Annotated in this window: 3 protein-coding genes and 1 pseudogene; 2 read left to right on the top strand and 2 right to left on the bottom strand. The window is 69.4% G+C overall.

Annotated features, from left to right (window positions below):
- Positions 1-267 precede the first annotated feature (267 nt).
- Positions 268-1,536: an MFS transporter gene (locus tag ACWC2T_RS45745; RefSeq protein ID WP_450676203.1), complete on the bottom strand. Its 1,269-nt coding sequence runs from the start codon at positions 1,534-1,536 to the stop codon at positions 268-270.
- A 33-nt stretch (positions 1,537-1,569) separates the two neighbouring features.
- Positions 1,570-2,163, bottom strand: coding sequence for an ArsR/SmtB family transcription factor (locus ACWC2T_RS45750; protein ID WP_450676204.1), 594 nt, complete (start codon positions 2,161-2,163; stop codon positions 1,570-1,572).
- Positions 2,164-2,356: 193 nt separating this feature from the next.
- On the opposite strand from ACWC2T_RS45750, the pseudogene ACWC2T_RS45755 reads away from it, so the two are divergent.
- Together ACWC2T_RS45755 and ACWC2T_RS45760 are read left to right on the top strand one after the other, a co-directional pair.
- Positions 2,357-2,544 (top strand): annotated as a pseudogene (locus ACWC2T_RS45755) (DUF6233 domain-containing protein); the annotation flags it as partial.
- Between the two features lie 402 nt (positions 2,545-2,946).
- A complete protein-coding gene (locus ACWC2T_RS45760) occupies positions 2,947-3,516 on the top strand; it encodes a hypothetical protein (protein ID WP_450676205.1) in 570 nt (189 codons plus the stop codon).
- The last annotated feature ends 165 nt before the right edge of the window (positions 3,517-3,681 follow it).

Below are 3,681 nucleotides of genomic sequence, written 5' to 3' on the forward strand. Positions count from 1 at the left end.
TGAGACGTCGAACACCTCTCTCAACGGAACGGGAGCCTCGTGCGTTGCGGGCGCCGGCCTCGTCACCCATCCGGTGGCCGCTCTGAAAGAGCTCAGTCACCAGCCTTCCGCCCATCGTGGTCGCCGGCATGAGTATTACAACGGCCCAGAGGTGATCGAACTATGCCAAAGATGACTGGAGTGCCTACCTTGCGGCCCGCATGAGTTGAGCCCGACGGGTGGTCACCGGCCCGGGAGAGCCTGGATACCCTCCTGCAGCCAGCATGCCTAAATGGTCACCTGTGACTGCCGGGGCAGTTCGGCGTGCCGCACCGCGTCGGAGGCCAGGGCGATGACCACGCCCAGGCTGGCGAAGATGCCGCAGCCGACGAACACCGGGACGGCGCCCCAGGCTCCGATGGCGGCGCCGACCAGCGGGTAGCTGAGGGGCGCGAGACCGACCATGGTGAGCATGACGACAGAGGTGACCCGGCCGAGATAGGCCGGGTCCGCCGCAGTCTGTATGAGGGCGTTGTCCAGGCTGCCGAAGACGCCTGCGCACAGCCCAATGACCGCAGCCAGCACCACGGCAAGCCACAGGACCGGCACCAGAGCGATGGCGGCCGCGCCCGCACACCCCACGAGCAGCGTGCCAGCCAGCATCAAGCCGGCACGCGGCAGCCAACCGGCGACCGCGAGCAGCGCGGCGCTGGCCGCTGCTCCAGCGCTGAGGCTGCTGACGATCCAGCCGTAGCCGGAAGGACCCCAGCCGCGCTCGGCGTTGAGGAGCACCATGCCGACGTTGAGGGTGCCAATGAGACCGAGCTCGCAGACAGCGCCGGCGGCGACGAGCGGGCCGATGAGTCGGTGGCGGCGGATGTAGTGCAGTCCGTCGAGCAGGTCCTGCCGGGCGGTGCCGAACTCCGGCCGCTCCGGGTCGCGCGTCCCCAGGGACCGTATCCGTATCGTCAGCAGGAGCGGCAGGGACAGGGCGATGAACAGGCCGGCGACGGTGAAGGCGGCCGCGGGTCCACCAAGTCCCATGGCCAAGCCGCCGATCGGCGGGCCCGCGATCTGGCTGAGGCGCATCGACAGCGAGCGCATGCCGGTGACCCTGGCCAGCTGGTCAGGGGCGGTGAGCCGTGGCGGGAGGGCACCGACAGCGGGTACGAACAGCGCGTCGACGGCGCCGAAGACGAGCCCCACCGCGACCAGGATCCACAAGGCCGGCGCCGTCAGTGCGATACCGGCGGCCACCGCCAAGATGAGGAGACAGCGCAGCGCGTCACTGGCGAGAATCAGCCTGCGGGGGTCGAACCGGTCGGCCACCACGCCCCCGCCGAGCATGAGTAACGCTCGTGGTAACGCCCCTGAAGCCATCACGAGGCCGACTTCGGTAGGGCCGGCGGCCTTCTGGGCGGACCAGGCGAGGGCGACGAAGTACACGCTGTCGCCGATGAGGGAGACGGTGTACGCGGTGAGCCAGCGCAGCACGTTTCCGTCGCGGTGGGCCGGTGTGGTGGCGCATTCGGGCAGAGCTGCCTTTGCGGTGGTCATGGCGGTCTCCGGTAAGTCGGGATAACGGCCGGGTCAGGACCGGAAGGGGAAGCCGTAGAGGTGCACGGATACGTGCTCGCGGTCCTCGGTGTCACCGGCCGTCTTGGCGGCCTTGCCGCGCTCTCGCCAGCGCCGGGCCAGCGCCTCAAGTTCGTCGCTCATCTCAGCGAGTTCGGCCGGGGTGAGGTCGAGCAGCCACTCGGAGCTGAAAGAGGCGTCAGTCCAGGCCTTGCCCCAGGCGGACTTCTGGTCGAGATACGCGCGGTACTGGGCGACCCGGGTGTCGAAGATCCCTCGGGCCACCGCCCCGACCGCGGCAGCCCCCTCGGGCGTGTCCGCAAAGTCCGAGTCACGAAAGCCCCAGCCCTCCTCAGACGCCACCTTCCACCACCGCTCGCGACCGTCGGCACCCTGGCCGCTCGCCAGGGTCACGAAGCCGTGTTCGGCCAGCTTGCGCAGGTGGTAACTGACCAGCGAAGGCGTCTCGTCGACATGCTCGGCGAGCTGAGAGGCCGTCGCGGTGCCCGCGGCGTACAGCAGCCGGTAGAGCTGCATTCGTAGCGGGTTCATGAACGCCCTCAACCGGGACAGCTCGGTGATCTGCTCAGGCTCGTGCTTCGGTCGCATGCCGCCACCGTAGATGTGAAGCGAATACTTCGCAATAATGCCTTCAGATCTCGCTCGGCAAGCTCCCTCAGAGGTCCGTGGCGGCCGATCCGTCGCCGCATCAGCTCCCCCGCAGGGCGAGGCATCTACCGCCCTCGGCAGCCGATCGCCTGCGGAATTCCGCACTTGCCGAATACTGCCTCTCCACCAGTTGGACGGCGGTGTGGAGGCGGCGGAGTGCCGAGTGTGGGTGTCCGCACCTGAGCACGTGCGGCCGGTCGAGGGCGTCGACTACGACCAGGTCGTCACCGAGAAGCGGGAGCGTCGCCGCAGTCGGCGGTCCGCGAGGTGCTCGGGGAGCGCCGGCCTTCGGGGTGGGTGCTGCAGAAGGTGAGCGGCGGGTCCCGGTACCTTCCGTTCCGCCGGAACTCCAGTGCAGGGTGAGGCTGGCGGTCACCGCGTCGAGGTCTCGGAGCAAGTGGAGTGCGAAGCCTGTGAGGCCAGGCAGTTGGCTGGCGTCGACGGCATCGATCCAGACGGGGGTGTCGTGCTCCGGGTCCGGCTCCTCGTCCGCAGGCTCGTCACCGGGCAGTGGCTCGCCCTGGGCGGCCTGGCCTGCGGGCGCGCCCTTCGCGGAGAGCTCGACGGGCTCTGGCTCCAGGTCCGGTCCCTTCTCTGCCTTCGCCCCCCCGTTCTGCCTTCGGCTCCTGCTTGGGAGCGGGTGCCGGGCGCGGCTCGGCCACTGCGTTCGGCACCGGGGTCTCCTCGGCCTTTGCGGCCGGCTCCTGCGCGCCCTGCGGCGTGATGGCAGGATCGGGCGCGGCGGCGGTCGATGGCGTCGCCGCGACCGTCGTGGGCGTGGGCTCCTCGGCCTTTTCGGCGGTGGGCAGCGGGCTGCTGGCTGGCAGCGTTCGCCAGTGCCGTGCCTGCCGTGGCGGTGGCCAGGGAAGCGGGTGCGTCGGCCCGTTCCACGGTCACCTCGGCCGCGGCAGGCGAGGCGACTGCTGCGGCATCTCCAGCGGCGCCTACCCGCCGCCTGGCGGGGCCGACGACGAGGAACTGCATGAACACCAGCGCATGGTCCGCTGGGCCACGAACCAGGCCATGGAACTCGTAGAGGAAGCGTCCCGTCGCATCGTCGCAGGCTATGAGCGGGACCTTGAGGCCCTGGCCGACGAGATCACCCAGCAGAACGTCCTCGTCGGTACCACCACGGTGACCGCACGAACCCTGCTCGTCGGCGAGTTCCTCACGGCGAAGTTGGGCGGCTACCCACCGCCGAAGCGGTTCATGGACCTGTTGATGCTCAAGCCGCAGCTCCGGCGCCCGCAGAAGATGCTGACGGCGAACGCCGGACTACTGCCGTTCGACTGAGTTCCCGGAACTGCCGGGCGGGAGGCCGACTGGTGCTTCCGGCCGAAGCAGCTCGTAGTCGGAACACCACGGCTGTGCACCACACGGAGTCGGACACGAGGGCGGGCCGCACCAAAAATTTTTGGGGCCGCCCACGTGTGTAATGTTGAACCCCTACCGCTTGCA

It is taken from the genome of Streptomyces sp. NPDC001393 (genome assembly GCF_053597455.1).

Bases quoted from the DNA above. Each gene is read 5' to 3' on its own strand.
- ACWC2T_RS45745 (WP_450676203.1), bottom strand. From the start codon at position 1,536: ATGACCACCGCAAAGGCAGCTCTGCCCGAATGCGCCACCACACCGGCC.
- ACWC2T_RS45750 (WP_450676204.1), bottom strand. From the start codon at position 2,163: ATGCGACCGAAGCACGAGCCTGAGCAGATCACCGAGCTGTCCCGGTTG.
- ACWC2T_RS45760 (WP_450676205.1), top strand. From the start codon at position 2,947: ATGGCAGGATCGGGCGCGGCGGCGGTCGATGGCGTCGCCGCGACCGTC.